The organism is Photobacterium sp. DNB23_23_1 (genome assembly GCF_052873815.1).
This window is the reverse complement of sequence record NZ_JBNNXT010000011.1, coordinates 58,087-78,346: the sequence shown is the minus strand read 5'-3', so window position 1 is coordinate 78,346 and position 20,260 is coordinate 58,087. Positions and strand designations below refer to the sequence as shown.

16 protein-coding genes are annotated in these 20,260 nt (G+C 47.5%); 13 read left to right on the top strand and 3 right to left on the bottom strand.

Annotation, left to right across the window (positions count from 1 at the left end):
• The first annotated feature begins 486 nt into the window (after positions 1 to 486).
• From ACVA53_RS09475 to ACVA53_RS09430, 10 genes are all read left to right on the top strand, one after another.
• A complete protein-coding gene (locus tag ACVA53_RS09475; protein ID WP_255043044.1) occupies positions 487 to 1,134 on the top strand; it encodes a TetR/AcrR family transcriptional regulator in 648 nt (215 codons plus the stop codon).
• Positions 1,128 to 2,474: an efflux RND transporter periplasmic adaptor subunit gene (locus tag ACVA53_RS09470; protein WP_446504955.1), complete on the top strand. Its 1,347-nt coding sequence runs from the start codon at positions 1,128 to 1,130 to the stop codon at positions 2,472 to 2,474. The genes ACVA53_RS09475 and ACVA53_RS09470 overlap by 7 nt, the downstream gene beginning before the upstream one ends.
• Positions 2,471 to 5,581 (top strand): efflux RND transporter permease subunit, encoded by a 3,111-nt coding sequence (locus ACVA53_RS09465; protein WP_446504954.1) that lies wholly within the window; start codon positions 2,471 to 2,473, stop codon positions 5,579 to 5,581. Before ACVA53_RS09470 ends, ACVA53_RS09465 begins: the two co-directional genes overlap by 4 nt.
• A 128-nt stretch (positions 5,582 to 5,709) precedes the next feature.
• The gene (locus tag ACVA53_RS09460) at positions 5,710 to 6,213 is read left to right on the top strand and encodes a phosphatase PAP2 family protein (RefSeq protein WP_255043047.1); all 504 of its coding nucleotides are present in this window, start codon (positions 5,710 to 5,712) and stop codon (positions 6,211 to 6,213) included.
• Between the two features lie 14 nt (positions 6,214 to 6,227).
• Positions 6,228 to 7,334 (top strand): MJ1255/VC2487 family glycosyltransferase, encoded by a 1,107-nt coding sequence (locus ACVA53_RS09455; RefSeq protein ID WP_446504953.1) that lies wholly within the window; start codon positions 6,228 to 6,230, stop codon positions 7,332 to 7,334.
• A 346-nt stretch (positions 7,335 to 7,680) separates the two neighbouring features.
• Positions 7,681 to 8,637, top strand: a complete 957-nt coding sequence (gene leuO, locus ACVA53_RS09450; protein ID WP_255043049.1) for a transcriptional regulator LeuO — start codon at positions 7,681 to 7,683, stop codon at positions 8,635 to 8,637.
• 298 nt (positions 8,638 to 8,935) lie between these two features.
• Positions 8,936 to 10,750, top strand: coding sequence for an AMP-dependent synthetase/ligase (locus ACVA53_RS09445; RefSeq protein WP_446504952.1), 1,815 nt, complete (start codon positions 8,936 to 8,938; stop codon positions 10,748 to 10,750).
• A 582-nt stretch (positions 10,751 to 11,332) separates the two neighbouring features.
• Entirely contained in the window at positions 11,333 to 13,051 is a 1,719-nt protein-coding gene (locus tag ACVA53_RS09440; protein ID WP_255043051.1) for an acetolactate synthase 3 large subunit, read from the top strand.
• Between the two features lies 1 nt (position 13,052).
• Positions 13,053 to 13,547, top strand: a complete 495-nt coding sequence (gene ilvN, locus ACVA53_RS09435; RefSeq protein ID WP_255043053.1) for an acetolactate synthase small subunit — start codon at positions 13,053 to 13,055, stop codon at positions 13,545 to 13,547.
• A 147-nt stretch (positions 13,548 to 13,694) separates the two neighbouring features.
• Entirely contained in the window at positions 13,695 to 13,823 is a 129-nt protein-coding gene (locus ACVA53_RS09430; protein ID WP_255043054.1) for a hypothetical protein, read from the top strand.
• A 7-nt stretch (positions 13,824 to 13,830) separates the two neighbouring features.
• Here the strand turns inward: ACVA53_RS09430 and ACVA53_RS09425 are convergent, their stop codons facing one another.
• Together ACVA53_RS09425 and pykF are read right to left on the bottom strand one after the other, a co-directional pair.
• Positions 13,831 to 14,499, bottom strand: coding sequence for a GntR family transcriptional regulator (locus tag ACVA53_RS09425; protein ID WP_446504951.1), 669 nt, complete (start codon positions 14,497 to 14,499; stop codon positions 13,831 to 13,833).
• 237 nt (positions 14,500 to 14,736) lie between these two features.
• Positions 14,737 to 16,149 carry a pyruvate kinase PykF gene (gene pykF / locus ACVA53_RS09420; protein WP_255043056.1) on the bottom strand — a complete coding sequence of 471 codons (1,413 nt, stop codon included), beginning with the start codon at positions 16,147 to 16,149 and terminating at the stop codon, positions 14,737 to 14,739.
• Positions 16,150 to 16,679: 530 nt separating this feature from the next.
• Here pykF and ACVA53_RS09415 point away from each other — a divergent pair.
• Positions 16,680 to 16,892 (top strand): hypothetical protein, encoded by a 213-nt coding sequence (locus tag ACVA53_RS09415; RefSeq protein WP_446504950.1) that lies wholly within the window; start codon positions 16,680 to 16,682, stop codon positions 16,890 to 16,892.
• A gap of 45 nt (positions 16,893 to 16,937) precedes the next feature.
• On the top strand, positions 16,938 to 17,501 hold the full coding sequence (locus ACVA53_RS09410) for a tyrosine-type recombinase/integrase (RefSeq protein WP_446504949.1): 564 nt from the start codon (positions 16,938 to 16,940) through the stop codon (positions 17,499 to 17,501).
• 255 nt (positions 17,502 to 17,756) lie between these two features.
• Here ACVA53_RS09410 and ACVA53_RS09405 read toward each other — a convergent pair whose 3' ends face one another.
• Positions 17,757 to 18,533, bottom strand: a complete 777-nt coding sequence (locus ACVA53_RS09405; protein WP_255043059.1) for a PAS domain-containing protein — start codon at positions 18,531 to 18,533, stop codon at positions 17,757 to 17,759.
• A 410-nt stretch (positions 18,534 to 18,943) separates the two neighbouring features.
• Between ACVA53_RS09405 and ACVA53_RS09400 the strand changes: the two genes are divergently transcribed.
• Positions 18,944 to 20,083 (top strand): ParB/Srx family N-terminal domain-containing protein, encoded by a 1,140-nt coding sequence (locus tag ACVA53_RS09400; RefSeq protein ID WP_446504948.1) that lies wholly within the window; start codon positions 18,944 to 18,946, stop codon positions 20,081 to 20,083.
• Positions 20,084 to 20,260 lie beyond the last annotated feature (177 nt).

The following is a 20,260-nucleotide window of genomic DNA, read 5'->3' as shown; positions in this document are numbered from 1 at the left end:
GTGGTGTTTCCCACTCATAAGCTACCCGCGCGATGTATTCACGATAAGGAGGAGGCTTAGGAGAAGAGATGAGAAACGCATTTTCATAATTGAAATATATCCACAAACTTGGTTAACAAATGAATACCAAATAGACAGGTGGACCGTCAACCATTAATTGCATGTTTATTTTATTTTTATGGTTATTCAGTTGATATTTAATGGTGGTCACAACAAATCTGACCAGTTGTATGCAGTGTGGAGGATCCTGTGTAGTTGGCGGACGAACGGAGGGTATGGTGGAGATACAGCGTGGGAATGTTATTTGTTTGTTGAATCCACATCAAGGTGAGGCATTCTCTCTTATAGTAAAATTAATCAATTGATTAAATTGTGGGGAATTATTGTCCTGTTGGTATACGGGAGAGGATTTAAAATTAATCATGTGATTAATTGAGCTATCTAGGAGCAGCATGTTCATCAAACAGCAAAAACAGAGGAGGCTGCATGGTGGGTAAAGCCGGGCGTCCGGTCGGGGAGTCTGACGCCAGAGATAGGTTGATTGCCGAAGCGAGGAAGCTGTTTGTCAGCTTGCCTTACAACAAGGTGTCGACGCGGATGATAGCTAACCGTGCAGACGTTAATGTGGCGTTGATCCGCTACTACTTTGCCAACAAGGCTGGGTTGTATGAAGCCATGCTGAGGGAAACGGTGAAGCCTATCCATGCCCAGTTGAAAGTCGCCCTGGCCAAGGGGGATTTTGCCTCCATTGGTGATTTGATGCGTACTTATTATCGGATCATGGCACCCAACCCAGATATGCCCAAGTTGATTGCTCGCGCCATGATGATGGAGCCCGCCGATCTCCAGCGTCAAACCATGGAAAAGATTTTCAACGAGGTGGCCCGCCCGGCGATCGACGTGATGTTTAAGCAATTGCAGACCCAAGGGGAGCTGAGGTCTGATGTTTGTCCCAATAAGGCAAGAATGAGTTTTATCAGCTTGATGGTGTTTCCTTTTCTGATCCCACCCTCAATGTTGACCCTGCAAAATATAGAAATGGATGAAGCGTATTTGGCTGAACTTGCCGAGCACAATGTCAACTTATTGGTACGTGGATTGATGATACTAAAGGAAGAGAATAAACCATGCTGAAGAACCGTAAACTACTCCTGTTTCCTGCTGTACTGGCTGGTGTGGTGATCTTGGTGTTGGCGATAAATTTGCGTCCGTCGCCGGACGTCAAGCCGGCACTCGAGCGTGCTAGGGTGGTCGATGTGATCAACCTTGAGCAGCAACAACTTGCGCCAGTGGCGGCGGGGTTTGGCCGGGTTGCGCCGAAGGTGGAGTGGCAAGCCATCGCGGAAGTGACGGGTAAGGTGGTATACCGTCACCCTGATCTGAATAAAGGTCGGGTATTGGACGCGGGTACTATATTGCTCAATATTGACCCCTTGGATTATGAGTTGCGTCTGGCGCAGGCTGAAGCTGATGTCAGTGCCAGTCAGGCACAGCTGGCTAAGCTATCGCAGGAAGAGCAAAACCTCAAAACCACCCTCAAGATAGAAAAAAACAGATTAGCAATCAGCAAGAAAGAGCTGGCGCGCAAACAGGAACTGCGCACCAAGGGGCTAACTTCGCAGTCGACCGTCGATTTGGAGCTGCAAAATACGTTGGCGAGCCAGAAAGTGGTGCAGGAAATCGAGAACCAGCTCATCGTGTTGCCTAACGAACGCAAGGTCACCCAGGCTCAGCTGGAGGTGAACTTGTCGCAGGTGAGCGAAGCGAAGCGCTCTTTGCAGAAAACCGTGATCACTTTGCCGATCGATGCTCGGATTTCCAACGTGGATATCGAACAGGATCAGGTAGTGAATACCCAGCAGGTGATGGTGGTGGCGCACGGTATTGATACCGTGGAAATTGATGCCCAAATCGCCCTGCATGATATGCAGGTGCTGGCTGCTAGCTTGACTCAGTATACCGCCCATGCCGATGGCAAGCCTCGGGCTGACCAGCTCGATCTCAGTGCTAGAATCCAGTTGTCCAGTGGCAGCTTTATCCAGCAATGGCCAGCAAAAGTGACCCGTATCAGTGATACGGTGAGTGCCAATCAGGCCACCGTCGGAGTGATCCTTGAGGTTGATCAGGATTACAGCCAGCTATCACCGGAAACTGCTCCGCCCTTGGTTAATGGGATGTTTGTCGAAGCGCGGGTATCTGGCCAGCCCAACCCGCACTGGGTGATCCCTGAGCGGGCTTTGCATGGCGATAAAGTCTACTTGATCGATAGTGAGAGTAATTTGAAAATCCAGCCGGTGACAGTACTGTTCCGCCGTGATGGCCAAGTGGCGATCAGTGGCGAACTGGCGTCCGGTACTCAGTTGGTGGTCAATGATCTGCTGCCTGCTGTTGCGGGAATGGCGTTGAGAATTGTGACCGTAAATGGCCAGCCAGTTGAAGAGGTTCAAGAGCACGATCAGGAGCCAGCTTCATGATCCGTTATTTCTCCCGTCACCCAACCGCCGCTAACCTGATGATGCTGGCGTTGATCATCTTGGGGCTGGTGTCCCTGCCTAAGATCAAGCGTGAAACCTTCCCGGATTTTGCCCCCCCTTACATCATTGCCTCGGTGGTCTACCCTGGAGCCTCGCCTCAGGAAGTGGAAGAGAGCATCTGTATGCGGATGGAAGATGCCGTGGATGGGTTGTCTAATATCATAGAGACCCGCTGTGAAGCGGTAGAAGGCTCGGCATCGCTGATCCTTAAGCTGACCAGTAGCGAGGTGGTATCGCGGATGCTGGTGGATGTACAGACCCAGATCAACGCGATTAATGATTTTCCGTCTGAAATTGAATCTCCGATAGTCCGTGAGCTGGACTGGAATGAGCCGGTGGTTGATGTGGCGATCAAAGCCGATACCAGCCTGCCACACCTCAAGGCGTATGCCGAACAACTCAAGCGTACTCTTAAGCTTGACTATGGTGTTTCATTGGTCGACGTCAGTGGTTTCTCCGACCACCAGCTTAGGGTCGAACTTGATGAAGTTGCGATACGCCAGCTAGGCTTGAGTGTCAGTGATATTGCCAACAAATTGAGCCGGCAAAATATTAAGTTGCCGAGCGGTAATATAGAACTGGCAGATCGTAATTTATTGATCCGCTTCGATGAGCAGAAAATTACCCCGGAGACCATTGCCCGAACAGTTGTCGGGGCGGACACCCTTGGCGCAGTTTTGCGCTTGGGAGATGTCGCCACCATTACCGATCGCTTTGCCCTTGATGAGCAGAAGGTGTTGTTTGACGGTATGCCGTCGGCAATGCTGCGGATCAGCAAGAACAAGGCTGATGATGCGTTGCGGATCAAAGAGCGGGTGGCGGCGTTTGTCGAAGCTGAAAACCAGCGGGCACCGACCGGAGTGACCCTGACGCTGACCAACGATCTCTCGTCACTGTTATGGGATCGCCTGACCATGATGGTCAGAAATGGCTGGCAGGGGGTCGTGCTGGTCTTTGCCGTAATGTGGCTATTCTTCTCGTTCCGCTATTCCTTCTGGATCGCCGCAGGCTTGCCGGTCGCTTTTCTTGGCAGTATGTACTTGATGGCTGCTTTCTCTTTGTCTATCAATATTATGTCGTTAGTCGGCCTGCTGATGGCCATCGGGATCATGATGGATGATGCGATAGTGATCTCCGAGTCGATTGCTTCCCATCTGGATCGTGGGCAGAAGATCCAGGATGCGGTGTATAACGGCGTGAAGAAAGTGCTGCCGGGAGTGGTGTCATCTTTCCTCACCACTATCTGTATCTTCGGTAGCTTGATCTTCCTCGAAGGGGAGATGGGTGCGGTATTGCGGGTGGTACCGCAGGTACTGATCTTGGTACTGACGATCAGCTTGATTGAAGCCTTCCTGATTTTACCCAGTCACCTCAGCCATTCATTGCACCGGCAAAAGCAGGAGAAACTGCCACCAAAATGGAAGCAAAACTTCCTGGCCCGCTTCGAGCACTTTCGCAATGAACGCCTCGTCAAGATGGTCGCGCTGGTGGTGCAGTGGCGCTACCTGTTTGTCGGCGGGGTGATTGGTTTGTTGTTTGCTTCTTTTGCCTTATTGGCTGGTGGTGGGCTCAAGTTTGTCGGCTTTCCGGAATTGGATGGCGATATTGCCGAAGCGCGGATCATCTTGCCCCCAGGCTCTACGCTTAGCCAGACGGAAGCCGTTGTGAGCGAAGTGGTTGCTTCGGCAAAACGCCTTAATGTCCAGTGGAGTGAACGTAACGAAGGTGGCATGCCACTGGTTAAGAATATTACCGAGCAGTTCAACTTCAATGCCGATGCCGATGAGAGTGGCCCGCATGTCGCGACTGTTAGGCTCGATTTGCTCAGTGCCGAGATCCGCAATAGCTTGGTCGATGAGTTTATTGATGCGTGGCGGGAAGAAGTCGGTGAGCTTGCTTCACCGGTAGCCTTGGTCTTCAAGCAACCAGCGATGGGGCCGGGTGGCCGGGCCATTGAAGTGCGGATGCAGCATGATGACTTGGCGATGCTCAAAGCGGCTTCTATCGAGACCCAGCAGTTTTTCAATGAATTTGCCGGGGTCTCGGGTGTGCTGGATGATATGCGGATGGGTAAGCCCGAAGTGTTGATCCGCCTGCGCCCGGGAGCTGAGTCTTTCGGGGTCGATGGTCAAATGATTGCTTCACAGCTTCGGGCTGCGTATTTCGGCCAGACCGCCGATGAAATCCAAATCGGGCCTGAAAACATTGAAATTGAGGTGATGTTCAACAAAGAGCGGGCGGCGGATCTGCAGACCCTTGCAAGTTTTCCGATCATTTTATCTGATGGTAGTCAGATCCCGCTGGCCTCGGTGGCCATCCTCGAGCATCAGCGAAACTATGTCCGTATCCAACGAATTAACGGGTTGCGTACTCTCAGCGTTTATGGTGATTTGCAAGAGAGTGTGATCAGTTCTGGCGAGGTGTTGAACCAGTTTAGAACCAAGTTGATGCCTAAACTGCAACAGGATTACCCGGGGCTTCGCTTTGATTTCGAAGGGGCGGCCAAGGACACCGCAGAAACCGGACAGTCGATGGCAACAGGGTTTATGCTGGGGATCTTTGGGGTGTTTGTGATCCTAAGCTTTCAGTTCCGCAGCTACCTCGAACCCTTTGTGGTACTGCTGGCTATTCCACTGGCTTTGATTGGGGTGTTCTGGGGCCATTTGCTGCTAGGGCACCCGCTCAGTATGCCGAGCATGATGGGCTTTGTTTCGTTGGCTGGGGTAGTGGTTAATGATTCCATCTTGCTGGTGCAGTATATTCGCCACCACCTCGATGATGGCGACGATATTGAAAAAGCCGTGGTAGAGGCCAGTCGAGAGCGCTTCAGGGCGGTTTTCCTTACATCGCTAACCACCGCTGCTGGCTTGTTGCCGTTGATGTTGGAAACCAGCTTGCAGGCCCAGGTCATCAAGCCGTTGGTGATCTCGATTGTTTTTGGGATCTTTACCTCAACCCTGTTGGTACTGTTCATGATCCCTGCGGCATACGTGATCTTGTCTGACTTCAAGTTGGTACACCGCCACGAAAATTTAGCCTCTGCTTAATTGTCCCCTTTGGCAATCCTCCTGCACGGTGTGGAAGGATTGTCATTATCCCTCCTTTAAAGCGTCACTGCGTTGTCATATCCCTTTCCTAATCTGATCCAGAGTTAAATCAGCTTAGGATCTCGACAATGACCTTACTGACACCGTTACAGCGAATTGATTACGCATTTTCGGCGCTTTGCCTATGTCACCGTTTCAATATTCAAGTCGCGCGTTTTAGTCGTGCGATATCCCATACCGGGGATGGTCACCTGTATGTGATTTTTGCGGCGTTGGCATGGGTTGCTGATCCTCTGCAGGGAGCAGATGTGGTGGCAACTGGGTTACTTGCCTTCGCCTTCGAAATTCCGGTTTACCTTGTTCTGAAAAATTGCTTTAAGCGCAACCGTCCGGAAGCGCTGCCGAGCTTTATTACGCCGTCGGATAAGTACAGCTTACCATCGGGCCATACGGCCGCAGCTTTTGTTATGGCCTCGCTCATCACAGCATTTTATCCGGATACCGCTTGGTTTATCTGGCCGTGGGCGGCAGCGATAGGCTTTTCCCGTGTGCTGCTGGGGGTGCACTACATTACCGATGTCATTGCAGGGGCACTGCTGGGCGTATTGTGCTTTCAGCTGGTGAGTTTCTAAGGAGTAGCCAATAGATGAAGATCCTTTATGGTGTTCAGGGGACGGGCAATGGCCATATTTCACGGGCTCGCGAAATGGCCAGAGCGTTTTCGACATTGGGGGGGGATGTCGACTTCCTGTTTTCAGGTCGCCCCGATAACCGCTACTTTGATATGGAATGCTTCGGTGAGTTCAAAGTCCGACGCGGGCTGACCTTTGTCACTGAAAATGGTGAGGTAAGCCGTTGGAAAACTCTCACCAGTAATCATTCAGCGACGTTCTTGCGTGATGTTCGTAACCTCGATTTATCGGCCTACGATGTGGTACTCAATGATTTTGAGCCAGTCTCTGCCTGGGCGGCGAAAAAGCAGAAAGTCCATAGTATCGGGCTCAGCCATCAGAATGCATTTTTGCAAGACATTCCGACTCAGGGGCAGACTTGGTTTGATAGCATGGTACTGCGCCGTTTTGCCCCGACAGCTCAGCAGTTGGGCGTCCACTGGTTTCATTTCGACCAGATGATCCTGCCGCCGATTGTACCGATTAGCGAAGTATCGCAAGACTGTGATCAATCGGTGTTGGTTTACCTGCCTTTCGAGAACCTGCAGGCGGTGCTTGATTTGCTTACCCGCTTTACTCAAGTCCGTTTTTACTGCTATCACCCCGAGGCTAGCCATGACAGCGAGTATGGCAATGTCAGTATCCGCAGACTTAACCGGGATAGCTTTCACCATCAATTACACCTTTGCCGTGGCGTGATAGCCAACGGTGGTTTCGAGCTCCCTTCAGAGGCGATGAACTTGGGCAAGAGACTGTTGCTCAAGCCATTGCATGGCCAGTATGAGCAAATCAGTAATGTTATGACCCTAGAAATGATGGGACTGGCCAGTTCGATGAGCTACCTTGATCCCGCTGCGGTGAGAAACTGGCTGGACAGTGATTCTGTCGGCCGGGTGATAATGCCAGATGTAGCGACGGCTATTGCTCGCTGGGTGTTAGCGGGGAACTGGCATAACTGTGATGAATTATGGCAGCAGCTGTGGGAACAGGTGGAGTACCCAGAGGTCGTCGAAGAAGCAATGGTTGAGTGGTATACCAATCATAACGTCAATAGCTATAAATCGGCGATAACGACGGTTTAGCATTCCACAGCTGTGGTTGGACAAGGGCCTAAATAGGCCCTTTTTTCTTTCTTCTAACTTTTTAATTTTGCTTATAATTATAGCTTTATTTTAATTATAGATATTTTAGATCTTTTTATATCAGCCTTAAGCGTATGTATTGTATGTGTTTGTATTCTGAATTCAGTTTTTTATATATAACTGCACCAATTTGCTGATACTCGCCTATTTATTTCGTCAATCTATTTGAAACATACTGGCCTCACCCCGCAAGAGGGAGTCAGTTTTCAGAGGCATCGGATTGCCCAACTATTCACCGGCGGCATAACGGATTTTGCCCCATAACGGTAATCTATAGAGGCAAATAATGGCACGCAGAAATTCATCTATTCACCCTGCTGATGGGTATAAAATGGAATCCAACTTACGTAGTGTTGATCTCAATCTATTGACCGTGTTTGACGCGGTCATGCAGGAGCAAAATATCACCCGCGCTGCGCACAACCTGGGTATGTCCCAACCGGCAGTGAGTAATGCCGTTGCTCGATTGAAAGTGATGTTTAACGATGAGTTGTTTATCCGTTATGGTCGTGGGATCCAGCCGACCCAGCGTGCTAAGCAGTTATTCGGTCCACTTCGCCAGGCGCTGCAGCTGGTGAAAAATGAATTGCCGTCTTCTATTTTTTCGCCGGAGACGTCAACCCGTACCTTTAAGCTGGCTGTTTGCAGCCCGTCAGATATGCGTTTTGCGCCTCGAATCTTAAGCAATGTGGCCGAGCAGGCACCAGACGTGCGTGTACAGGTTGAAGTCGAGTTGGATGCCAAGCTGACCCAGAAGATGCATTACCAAGATATCGATTTTGTGATTGATTATGTGCGCTTTGACGAACCGGGCTTCTGCAGTACCGAATTGTTCAGTGATGAGCTTGTCGTGGTTGCAGCCGGTAACCACCCACGTATTGGTGAGAGCATTAGTGAAGCGGTTTTCACTCAAGAGCTGCATGCGGTTATGAAGTCTACCCCTGGCGTGAAGATGTTTGCCGATCATATCTACAATAACCACGCAAGCTACCAGGAAGCCTACCAAGGGACGAGCCTGAGCAACATTATGTATGTCGTTAGCCAGTCTGAACTGATTGCTGTGGTACCACGCTGGCTGGCCAACGTGACTGCTGCCAGCCAACAGCTGAAGATCTTGCCACTACCGGTTGAGTCAGCCAAGATTTCGGGTTATCTCAGCTGGCACGAGTCTTCACAGAAGGACAAGGGCCATATCTGGATGCGTGATCAGCTGCTTGCCGTGTGCGGTGACAGTTCTATCTAATCGAATTTAATACCGTTGTTCGAGCAGAAGTCAGCAGTTGCTGGCTTCTTAATTATTATGAGCGTGTGAATTTGTGCCGTTATACTCTTTAGTAAGCGGAAGTTAGACGTATTTCCTTACACTTTGTAGCAGCACTATTAGGGAAAGGTAGAGCCTTTGTAATACCTGGCTTTTCAATTCTGGTCGTACCAGGCAAATGGGGATTTTGTGAGGTCACAGAGTTGCCTTTCTCCCTACGTCACGGGTAGACTCCTTGCAAAATAGGCTTACAGGTGTAAGCCAGAACGGCAGAGTAGTTATGGCTAAACGTGAATTTCATATCGTCAACCGCATTCGTTCCCAAGTTGAACGTTTAGGTGATCAGGTTGCATTACGCCACCAAGTGGCAGGTCAATGGCAGGATATCCGCTGGAGTGAGTTTGGTGAGCAGATCCAACAGCTCGCGCTGGCTATGGTTGGACATGGTCTGAATGTCCAAGACAAAGTCGGTATTTTCTCCAATAACATGCCACGATGGACAGTGGCTGACTTTGCAACACTGTATAACCGAGCTGTAACTGTCCCGATTTACCCAACCAATACCCCGCAGCAAGCTGCATACATTATCAATGATGCAGCAATCCGCATCCTGTTTGTTGGCGAGCAATCTCAACTTGATGCTGCTGTTTCAGTGGCTGGTGAATGCCCTGATCTTGAGCATATCGTGGTGATGGGTGAGGTAGAGAGCCTGACCGAACACCCGTTAGTCATCCGTTTTGAGGACTTTGTGGCGGCGGCTGAAACGGCGGCGCAAGGCACCTTGGCCCAACGTTTAGATGACGCGGCAATGGATGATCTGCTGACCTTGATTTACACCTCGGGCACTACGGGGACACCGAAAGGGGTGATGCTCGATTACGCCAACATCGGTTCACAACTTGAAGGCCACGATCAGAAACTGGCATTGGAAGAGGGCGATGTATCGCTGTGTTTCCTTCCTCTTTCGCACGTTTTTGAGCGTGCATGGACCTTCTATGTATTACACCGTGGCGGGGTGAACTGTTACCTGTCTGATACGAACTTGCTTAAAGACGCCTTGGCCGAAGTGAAGCCAAATGTCATGGCGGCTGTGCCAAGGGTTTACGAGAAGATTTTCTCTACCGTCCACGATAAGGTTTCCCGCGCACCTTTCCAACGCAAGGTGATCTTTACTTGGGCTGTCAATATGGGCGCCCGCATGGCCCTGGCGCGTCAGGAGTGCCGAGAGCCATCTTGGATGTTGAAAAAAAGCCATGCGCTGGCGGACAAGCTGGTATTGTCGAAGCTACGCGCTATTCTTGGTGGCAACATCAAGTTTATGCCGTGTGGTGGTGCCAAGCTCGATGAGAGCATCGGCCGTTTCTTCCATGCTATCGGTATCAACGTCAAGCTGGGCTACGGTATGACGGAAACTACGGCAACGGTATCGTGCTGGGATGACAGGAGTTTCAACCCAGATTCAATCGGTATGTCGATGCCGGGTGCCGAAGTGAAGATTGGCGAAAACAATGAAATTTTGGTACGTGGCCCGATGGTGATGCGCGGTTATTACAATATGCCGGAAGAAACTGCCAAGAACTTCACCGAGGACGGTTTCCTGAAAACCGGTGATGCGGGCCACATTGATGAGGAAGGTAATGTGTTTATTACCGACCGTATCAAGGAGCTGATGAAGACCTCCGGCGGTAAGTACATTGCTCCGCAGGTAATTGAGGGTGCCATTGGTAAAGATCATTTTATCGAGCAGATCGCGGTGATTGCCGATACGCGTAAGTTTGTATCAGCCTTGATTGTACCTTGCTTTGAAACGCTTGAAGAGCATGCCCGTGAGTTGAACATCAAGTATCAAGATCGGATGGAGCTGGTTAAACATAGTCAGATCATCGAGTTGATTGAAAAGCGGGTGGTTGAATTGCAAAAAGACTTGGCGCGTTTTGAACAGGTGAAGAAATTCACCCTGCTACCGAGCGCCTTTTCGATGGATAAAGGTGAACTGACACCGACCCAGAAACTGCGTCGCAAGGTGATCCATGATCGTTATCACCAGCAAATCGAACGTATGTACGAAGAAAGCCACAAGGCGACGAGTAAGTAGTACTCAGTGCCAATTGGATTGGGAAAAGAGAGCCTCGGCTCTCTTTTTTTCTATCTGCCGATTCGGCCTGTTTATCGCCCTCGTATGGCGATGAGGGGGATAGCTCGGCTCTGGACTACCCTCTGGTTTGAGCAGTGTAATATGCCGATAATAAAGGTAATGATGAAAGTATATTCCTGTTGATACTATTCGCTCAGTCATTATCCTGATGGATATTTGCTCATTTCAGATAATACTTGTTAACTGCCTTCAGCCAATAGACTTGCTTGCTAAAAAAACGTTACAGTTGTTACGGTTTACTGCTTGTGTTATCACACTGAGCAGATGACATAGCATGGAAACAATTTTTTGTTTTCATTTCATTAGGCTAAGAATAAGCCCTAACTATGTGATATCAGCCTGTATAGCTAATTGAGGCGGTTATGTTTCATTGGCTGCTGTATTTCCGGCAACAGGCTAGCGCAACCCATGCTGATGTTTATTGTTTGTCCCTCCAGTCAAGCAGTTGGCATTAGGCCGCTAGCACAGCTCCCGGAATGAATTAGCTATACAGGATGGTATACGCGACCTGGAGGCAGAAATATGGAAATGTTGTCCGGCGCCGATATGATTGTTCGCTCAATGATCGATCAAGGCGTGAAACATATCTTCGGATACCCTGGCGGTTCAGTGCTCGACATCTACGATGCGCTGCATGAGAAAAGTGATATTGAGCACGTACTGGTACGCCATGAGCAAGCGGCAGTACACATGGCAGACGGTTATGCCCGTGCCACTGGCGATGTCGGTGTGGTGCTGGTAACTTCCGGTCCCGGGGCGACCAATGCAATTACCGGTATTGCAACTGCATATATGGACTCCATTCCAATGGTCGTATTCTCTGGCCAGGTTATGAGTAACCTCATCGGCAACGATGCCTTCCAAGAGTGTGACATGGTGGGTATTTCCCGTCCTGTCGTCAAACACAGCTTCTTAGTGAAAAAGCCGGAAGATATCCCAGAGATCATCAAGAAAGCCTTTTATATAGCCGCAAGCGGTCGTCCTGGCCCGGTTGTCATTGATATCCCCAAAGATATGCTCAATCCCGCCGAGAGCTACCCATATAAGTATCCAGAGTCGATTGCGATGCGCTCGTACAACCCGACGACTCAGGGGCACAAAGGACAGATCAAGCGTGGTTTAAAAGCCTTGCTCGCCGCCAAGAAGCCAGTGTTGTACGTTGGTGGTGGTGCGATCATGGCAGACTGTAGCCCGCAATTGCTTAAACTGGCTGAAAGCTTGAATATGCCAGTGGTCAATACCCTGATGGGGCTGGGAGCTTTCCCAGGTACTCACAGGAACAACCTGGGTATGCTGGGGATGCACGGTACCTATGAAGCCAATATGGCGATGCATAACTCGGATTTGATCTTCGGTATCGGTGTGCGTTTTGACGACCGTACCACTAATAATGTCGAGAAGTACTGCCCGAACGCCACTATCATGCACATCGATGTCGACCCGTCGTCTATCTCTAAAACAATTTCGGTTGATATTCCTATTGTCGGCTCGGCTGATACGGTACTTAACTGCATGTTGAAAATGCTCGATGACCAAAACGGTCATAATGACGATGCGGCGATTGATAGCTGGTGGAGTGAGATAGCGTCGTGGCGTGGTCGTCAATGTCTGAGCTACAGCAAGGATAGCGAACGTATCAAGCCGCAGGAGGTGATTGAGGTACTGCACAAGCTGACAGACGGTGATGCCTATGTGGCTTCAGATGTCGGCCAGCACCAGATGTTTGCTGCGCTATATTACCCGTTTGATAAACCTCGTCGGTGGTTGAACTCCGGTGGTCTTGGCACTATGGGGTTTGGTCTTCCCGCTGCAATGGGGGTGAAATTTGCCCTGCCTGATGCCGAGGTCGTATGTGTAACGGGTGATGGCAGTATTCAGATGAACATCCAGGAGCTGTCTACGGCATTGCAGTATGATATCCCGGTCAAAATCATCAACCTGAATAACCGTTTCTTGGGCATGGTGAAACAGTGGCAGGATATGATATACCAAGGTCGTCATTCCCATTCTTACATGGATTCGGTGCCGGACTTTGCCGCGATTGCTGAGGCCTATGGCCATGTCGGGGTGCGTATTTCCGATCCGAATAAACTGGAAGAGGAGATGGAGAAGGCACTGGCCATGAAAGATAAACTGGTGTTTATTGATATCAGTGTCGATGAAACCGAGCATGTCTACCCAATGTTGATCCGAGGTGGGTCAATGAGCGAAATGTGGCTGAGTAAAACGGAGAGAACTTAATATGCGCAGGATTGTATCAGTACTTCTTGAAAATGAGCCGGGCGCATTGTCACGGGTTGTGGGGCTGTTTTCCCAGCGCGGCTATAACATTGAGTCTTTGACGGTTGCTCCGACCGATGATTCCACTTTATCTCGATTGAACATTACCACCAATGTTGAAGATGCGGCATTGGAGCAAATTGAGAAGCAGCTGCATAAGCTGATTGATATCCTCAAGGTCAGTAATGTAACCGAGAGTGAGCATCTTGAGCGTGAGCTGATGCTGGTCAAGGTTAAAGCAAGCGGTTTTGCCCGTGCGGAAGTTAAGCGAACTGCCGATATCTTCCGTGGCCAAATTGTCGATGTGACCAGCCAGATCTATACCGTCCAGCTGGCTGGTACCGGTGAGAAGCTTGATGCTTTTATTTCGGCAGTCGGAGAAGCGACCGAGATTATCGAGGTCGCCCGCAGTGGTGTGGTGGGTATTGCCAGAGGTGAGAGGGCGCTTAAGGCCTAGTCCCTGAACAACAGAATGTCTCAGGTATAAAACACCCGGTGCTTTCACCGGGTTTTGTTTTTGTGCCTCCCTGAAAGTCTAGCCTTATTAGACTAAAGTCTAATAAGGCTAGGTGCCAACTGGGTAGTATGGCACTAGGGGGAAGCGATGAATCATAAATTCTTGGCAAGGCTGACAGTACTTGGCCTGTTGTTGCTCGGTTTCAAGGTTAGCGCGCTGTACTTCTTGCTGGCGATATTGGTGCTCAATACTCACCATAAGGAAATCTTCTGGTAAGTGGCGGCTATACCAAATCACCTTTGATCATTTCTAGGGCGCGCTCTGAGTGCGTCGCCATAATTGCGAGCGCCTGCTCAGTGTTACGATCCAGTACCGCCTTCATCATGGCTTCATGCTCACCATTGTCGTGATAGCGCTCTTCATACTGGCGGTAGCGACTAACCCAGATATGGCGGTAGCGTTCGATCTGCTCATAGACCTGGCGATATAACGCCAACATTGTCGGTGACTGGCTACCTGCTAGCAGCGCATGGTGGAAGTCGCTGTGTCGTTGCTCCCATTCGCAAAAGTCTGTGTCGGCTTGTGCCGGGTTCAATCTGCTCAGCTTGTGAAAGCTGGTGAGGATATTGATTTCCCAAGCCTCATCCCCGTGCTCGATGGCACGTTTTAGTAGGATCTTCGATAGCTCTTGATTGGTATTGAACAGATCTTCTAGCTCAGTTGCCGAGACGTTGGCAACCCAGCAGCCTTTTTGTGGGGCAAAATGCACGTATTTGCGCCAAGCCAGCTGGACAAGGGCTTCACGTATCGGGGAAGCACCGACGTTGTATCGCTGCTTCAGGTCGGCCACAACCAGTTTTTGGCCGGGGAGTAGTTCACCTGTCAATATATCCTGGCGGATCATTTCCATGACTTTATCGGCAAGGGTAGGGCTGGACACGTTCTTCCTCATTGTGTTAGATCAGCGCAAAATGCACAGTGCTATTTGTATAGGGCTATGCCTTGGGAGAATACTATATGGTGAAGTATATCGAGGAAAAAAGTGGAGGGCGATTGCTAAGTTTCATAATTGTGAGAGGTCACCACAGATCACTCTGGTAATTGGTTAGGAAACCCGCAGGGATGCCATATCGACGGCATAAAAAAACGGGAGCCGAGGCCCCCGTTTTAACAATCAGCGAAATGACACTTATAGTACGTGTACAGATGCTGTGTTAGTTGTGCCTGAAGCAACTAGCGCGCCAGATACCATAACAACGATATCACCTTTAACGCCTAGGCCAGTTTTCAGTGCAATCTCTTTACCGTGAGCGTAGAACGCGTCAGTGTTGTCGATAGACTCAACAACAACTGGAGTAACACCTTTAGTAAGAACTAGCTGTGCAGCAGTCTTAGTGTTAGTTGTTACAGCGATGATGTTTGCCGTTGGGAAGTACTTACGTACTGAACGTGCAGATTTGCCAGCTTCAGTGGCAACAACGATCAATGGAGCAGCTAGTTTTTCAGCTGTGTCTACCGCACCTTTACATACTGCTTCAGTAATGCGTAGGCGTGGGCTGTCTAGGCGAGAACCTAGCTCAGCTTTAAGCGCGCCATCAGTGCGAGAACAGATTTGAGCCATGATAGAAACAGACTCAACAGGGTATTTACCCTTAGCTGTCTCACCAGATAGCATTACTGCGTCAGTGCCATCCATTACAGCATTCGCAACGTCACCCGCTTCTGCGCGAGTTGGACGTGGGTTGTTGATCATAGAATCAAGCATCTGAGTCGCAGTGATAACCATCTTACGAGCACGGTTACACTTCTCGATCATCATCTTCTGAGCGAAGATAACTTCTTCAGCTGGGATCTCAACACCTAGGTCACCACGAGCAACCATGATACCGTCAGATTGCTCAAGGATTTCGTCGAAGTTGTCAACGCCTTCCTGGTTTTCGATCTTAGAGATGATGTGGATGTTTTCGCCGCCGTTTGCCGTAAGGATCTCACGGATTTCCTTAACGTCAGACGCTTTACGGATGAAAGAAGCCGCAACGAAGTCAACGCCTTGCTCACAACCGAATACTAGGTCAGCTTTGTCTTTTTCAGATAGTGCAGGAAGGTTTACAGAAACGCCAGGTAGGTTAACACCTTTGTTTTCACCTAGGTCACCGTTGTTAAGTACTTTACACTTAACTTCAGTTTCGGTGGTTTCTAGTACTTCCATTTCGATCAGGCCGTCGTCAACAAGGATAGTGTTGCCTTTTGCCAGGTCTTTAGCGAAGCCAGGGTAAGTTACCGCCACGCGGTCTTGGTTACCGATTACAGAAGTGTCAGTTGTGAACGTGAACTCCTGACCAGCAACAAGAGAAAAATCTTGACCGCCTTCAAGCTTGATAGTACGAATTTCTGGACCTTTAGTGTCTAGAAGAATCGCAAGTTGCTTACCTGTGTTGGCCATTACTTCACGGAAGTTAGTGATGCGTACAGCATGCTCTTCGAAGTTACCGTGAGAGAAGTTAAGGCGCATTACGTTCATGCCAGCGTCAACTAGCTTAGTAAGCATTTCTACAGATTCTGTTTTAGGTCCAATCGTACATACGATCTTGGTCTTTTTCATTGAGAATGGTCTCCGGACGAACTTTTACCCATGGGAAATTTGAGTCACAGGTTATACCTGAAAAAACGTGCGATTGATGTTGAAATACGCCGAAAAAATGTGGCGAACGTCAAACAAATACAACGTCACTCCAGTTGTTGTCTGTGACAATACAAATTTTTCAAAATATTGTCTTACAAAAGCAGTTGGATTGCTTGTGTAAGGCATCTCTTGTGAACTAAAGCAGCCGTTAACACCTAGGGTTATTGGCAAACTGTCATCAGTATAATGTAGCCGGATGACGCTTGTATGTCTGCCTGACATAAATTGGCAGGTCAAACAAGCGGCGTATGTTATCACAGTCAATCTGTTTAATCACCTTGTGATAGCGCGCAAATTTTTAACGCCCACTCAAAGAGAAGCCAAGATTATCTACACATTTCACAGATTTTTTTTGTTTTTTATCAATTGACGATTTATTTCGGAAGGGAAAATAAATCAAAAGTAGTTGGTCGGTTAAGGTTATAGCAAGGTTGGGCGAAATTAAGGCTATGACTAGCCGTACTGTTAACCATCTTTGTTCACGGTTTAATTTCTTGCTTGAAAAAGATCTCGACCAAATCACCGCATGGGGAATAGAAAAGTGGCGCAGCGAACAGCGCAAGCTTGGTAAAGCAACCGCGACGATTAACTACACCGTAAATACCTTAAAAGGGGCGCCATCCCGGGTTTGGGGGGAATCCAGGCTCCCTCTCTATATATGAGGGAGAATCGGACCAATCGCTGACTGATGTGAAAAAGCCACGGTCTTGGTACTGAAAGACGCTTTTATCGGTAATTTCAAGTTGCGCCATCACTTTGTCAGCAAGCTGGTTATGGCTGGCGTCTACCTCAACATGGTTCGCGAGTTGTTGGGTTATGCTGATTTTAATATGACTTTGCGCTATACGCATTTGACACCGAAGCATAAGGCGGCAGTGGTGGGGCAGATTATTCTGCTATACGGCCCTACAATGTCGTTTGACATGATTTTTATAAAATTTCAAAATGAAGATTACATAGTTAATTCCTATTGGTTGGTTTATGTTATGAATAAAAGAGCAACTATGTCTTTTTTTGGGGTTGCTTTCGGAACCTTGGTGCAGTTGATCCTAGCCCCTTTTTTAGCGGTTGTTCTGGGCCTAGGCGTTGGTATAGGTAATTCTGAAATGTGGGCGTTAGCGTATAATTTGGTGCCAGCTTCATGTTTAGCAAGTATTGCTATCGTCATATTCTACTTCTTTAATGGTGGCTCAAGTAAAGCTTACTGGTGGTATATTAGTCCAATAGTATTACTTGTATTTCTTGTGATTATCGCAGAATTAACAGGATAAAAATCAGCACTCACTGGAGAGTTAGAGTGATTTTTTACAGCGAAGTTATACAGTTGAGTGGCTGCAATGCGACTTTGTCACAAAGCTTATGCAAGGTTTTCTACTTCGCTCATAAAAAAGGGGGGGCACTCGATATGAATCAACCAATATTGATGTAAAGTTGAACAGGTTGTTTTTTCATCTAAAATAGGCGTATCTTTTCCTGAGTTATACCTCAACCTATAATGGTTTTATTTAACCTATCTTATAATTGGGCTAAATGGTATTATCAAACAGAAATGGAGATACTGATATTGTTTGAATTCTTGAGTTCATTATTCCTGCGGGTGATAAGTTGGTAATATTATTGCTTATCAAGTATTCTCGGAAGCTTCTCCTGTTAAATATCCCTCCACAATAAACTGTTTGTGCCTTGTCTATTAAGCGTGAAATGTTGTTTTCAACTGTTTTTTTTGACCTGTTTAAAACCCCACTAATGAATTCATTTGAAAACCCACATAGAATAAAATAAGAATATGTTTCTTGAAGAGGTGTGAAAGTATCATTCAATTTGTTTGAGTTTATTACGGTTGTTGCATTTTTTAAAGCTGCTGATTTTTTATTAAATGTGTCGTTTAGGCTTGCTGAGAAAGTATGTATTAATCCCGATTCATACAAGTTAACATCTATACCTATAACATCGCCTCTTTCATTTATAAGAGGCATTTTTGAAACGTAAAAAGCTGTGCAAGATGAATGTGTTTTTATGATATGCAAGGAAAATAACTGCACCCTATTATAAACTACACTATTATTTTGCTCATTAATTATGTCAGAGTGCTCTGTGAGGTTATGTTCTAATCTTAGAAGAGATTTCCCGATGATTTCTTTACCTTCAAGGCCAAAAACATTCTTGAAAGCTTTGTTCACAGAAACAAAATTACCATCTTTATCATAGACAGCACTAGGGTTTGAGCAATGTTTATATCTTAAACCTATGGTGTATAGATATTGTTGATTAGTTATATTCATATATTTTACTAGTGACAACATTGTGCGCCTGTTTGGCTTGGTTTACATTATAAATAAGTATTGTTTGATAACCAATAGTTCATTACTCAGAAGTATGACTATTAACTTTATCGATCGTTGTTTTTAAAACTTACTTAACGCCAATTCAGTGAGTTGTTCACTGAACTACAAGTATCATAATCTCTATCTCAGCTAATTGATGATTTGCTTGATATTGTAGAACGACAAGAGTCCGCTTTATGTGAGTGGCTTGAAGATCATAACCTCGGCGTTTTGTGAATAAGTGTTTTGGGGGGATAAACTCAAAATACGGTATGAACTTCCATAATGGCTGTAATGACGGTCTACTTACAATAATTCTGTAAGATAAGCTTAACAAAAATAAACTACCATCTGTGAGCAATTTATACCTTTAGTAACATGGAATTAAGATGAAAAAAGCAGTGGTAGCATTGGTTGTTGCGGGTCTTTTGGCTGGATGTAATAGCAGTAGTAATAATAATGATATTAGCCTTGGCGAAAAAGGAAAGGAAGAGCACCTTAGCTTTGCGCCTGGTGAAGTGCACTGGGTTACTGTTGGTGATCTTATGCCAACACAAAAAACGTTAGGTCAATTCCAAAATGACTATAAGCTAGGTCGCTGGCAGTTTGAGGAAGAGAAGCTTTTCGAAGAGTTTTGTGAGACCTACGGTCTTCGTGATTCGGTTGAGTTTTTTGATGAAAACAGTGATTTCAATGATCCTGACAGCTTCGAATGTAAAGAGCCTCGAGAGTCTGATGGTGAAATATCAGAAGACCAAAATGGCGTTGAGCGCATTATGACTTGGGTTAACCCTGTTATTGTCGGACCCGATGGTGCTTTGTATCTAACCGATGGGCACCATACGTTCAGTCGCTTCTATGGTATGGATGATGGTGGTAGCGACACAAGAGTGTTGGTGCGAGTAGAAGAAAACTTTGCATATGATGCAGATAACAATCGTACTGATATGCAAGCATTTTGGAACAAGATGCAAGAAACCAAAAACGTATATCTGTTCGAAAACGGTCATCCGATCGATCCTAAAGACTTGCCAAAAGATCTAGGGCAAGTTAGTGAAGATAACCCAGATGGTCTAATCAATGATGATTATCGCGCTCTTGTCTATCACACCCGTGATATCGGTTGGCATAAAGGTAGCGCAGAGTCGATCCCATTCCTTGAGTATTATTGGGCTGAAGAGCTGCGTCACGTGATTGAAGTTGCGGGTGCAGATACCATTGAAGAATATGTACAAGTCGTTCTGGATGCATCACGCTTCATGGTCGGTCTTCCAAGCTATTACGTGTTAGGTGATAGTGATAAAACTGCAGCTGAGCTAGGTCAACAACCAGCACTGGAGTTCAATGATACACAAAGCATCATCGAAGAGTTCATTTGTGAATGGGATGAAAAAAATGCTGAAGATGGAAAGCTAAAGCTGGGTAAACTTGGTTGGGCGTTTTATCAAAGTGGCACTGATATCGAGGACTTCCCATCTCCTTGTAACAACGTAAGTGACTACAAAGAACGTTACGATTTGTCTCGCTAATACTCAATTAAGGTATTGGGCAATTGATGTTTGTCCAATGCCTTTTTTCTGTAAGCTGCTTGAAGTCTTGAGTTTGTTGATATCTCGGCGATGAGATGTGTCTTTAAACTTTTCCTGTAGTTGCCAGTCCCGCAGAAAGGCAAAGGAGCCGGGATCAGCAGAGTGCAGCAACATAAG

Bases quoted from the DNA above. Each gene is read 5' to 3' on its own strand.
- ACVA53_RS09475 (WP_255043044.1), top strand. From the start codon at position 487: ATGGTGGGTAAAGCCGGGCGTCCGGTCGGGGAGTCTGACGCCAGAGAT.
- ACVA53_RS09470 (WP_446504955.1), top strand. From the start codon at position 1,128: ATGCTGAAGAACCGTAAACTACTCCTGTTTCCTGCTGTACTGGCTGGT.
- ACVA53_RS09465 (WP_446504954.1), top strand. From the start codon at position 2,471: ATGATCCGTTATTTCTCCCGTCACCCAACCGCCGCTAACCTGATGATG.
- ACVA53_RS09460 (WP_255043047.1), top strand. From the start codon at position 5,710: ATGACCTTACTGACACCGTTACAGCGAATTGATTACGCATTTTCGGCG.
- ACVA53_RS09455 (WP_446504953.1), top strand. From the start codon at position 6,228: ATGAAGATCCTTTATGGTGTTCAGGGGACGGGCAATGGCCATATTTCA.
- leuO (WP_255043049.1), top strand. From the start codon at position 7,681: ATGGCACGCAGAAATTCATCTATTCACCCTGCTGATGGGTATAAAATG.
- ACVA53_RS09445 (WP_446504952.1), top strand. From the start codon at position 8,936: ATGGCTAAACGTGAATTTCATATCGTCAACCGCATTCGTTCCCAAGTT.
- ACVA53_RS09440 (WP_255043051.1), top strand. From the start codon at position 11,333: ATGGAAATGTTGTCCGGCGCCGATATGATTGTTCGCTCAATGATCGAT.
- ilvN (WP_255043053.1), top strand. From the start codon at position 13,053: ATGCGCAGGATTGTATCAGTACTTCTTGAAAATGAGCCGGGCGCATTG.
- ACVA53_RS09430 (WP_255043054.1), top strand. From the start codon at position 13,695: ATGAATCATAAATTCTTGGCAAGGCTGACAGTACTTGGCCTGTTGTTG.
- ACVA53_RS09425 (WP_446504951.1), bottom strand. From the start codon at position 14,499: ATGAGGAAGAACGTGTCCAGCCCTACCCTTGCCGATAAAGTCATGGAA.
- pykF (WP_255043056.1), bottom strand. From the start codon at position 16,149: ATGAAAAAGACCAAGATCGTATGTACGATTGGACCTAAAACAGAATCT.
- ACVA53_RS09415 (WP_446504950.1), top strand. From the start codon at position 16,680: ATGACTAGCCGTACTGTTAACCATCTTTGTTCACGGTTTAATTTCTTG.
- ACVA53_RS09405 (WP_255043059.1), bottom strand. From the start codon at position 18,533: ATGTTGTCACTAGTAAAATATATGAATATAACTAATCAACAATATCTA.
- ACVA53_RS09400 (WP_446504948.1), top strand. From the start codon at position 18,944: ATGAAAAAAGCAGTGGTAGCATTGGTTGTTGCGGGTCTTTTGGCTGGA.